Below are 500 nucleotides of genomic sequence, written 5' to 3'. Positions count from 1 at the left end.
GTACCTGTCCCAGGCACAGCGCAACCTGAACAACATTGAGGACGGCTTCTACATCTCCCCTCCCTTCCTTGACAAGATCTCCATCCACGTCGCCAAGAACTTCCTGGACCTCCCCAAGATCAAGGTCCCCCTGATTCTCGGTATCTGGGGTGGCAAGGGACAGGGTAAGACCTTCCAGTGCAACCTGGCCTTCAAGAAGCTGGGCATTGACCCCATTGTCATGTCCGCCGGTGAGCTCGAGTCCGGCAATGCCGGTGAGCCTGCCAAGCTCGTGCGTCAGCGTTACCGTGAGGCGTCTGACATCATCAAGAAGGGCAAGATGTCCTCCCTGTTCATCAACGATCTGGATGCCGGTGCTGGCCGCATGGGTGCGGGCACCCAGTACACCGTCAACAACCAGATGGTCAACGCCACCCTCATGAACATTGCTGACAACCCCACCAACGTGCAGCTACCCGGTGTCTACAAGAACGAGAGCATTCCTCGTGTGCCCGTCATCT

1 protein-coding gene is annotated in these 500 nt (G+C 57.6%); it reads left to right on the top strand.

The features are described 5' to 3' along the window. Nucleotides 1-500, top strand: a 500-nt coding sequence (locus tag RJ05_RS33155) for an AAA family ATPase (protein WP_217999015.1), incomplete at both ends; no start/stop codon positions are given.

This window comes from Nocardia cyriacigeorgica NBRC 100375 (assembly GCF_000308555.1).
Classification (GTDB): domain Bacteria; phylum Actinomycetota; class Actinomycetes; order Mycobacteriales; family Mycobacteriaceae; genus Nocardia; species Nocardia cyriacigeorgica.
This window is presented reverse-complemented; position numbering and strand designations above follow the sequence as displayed.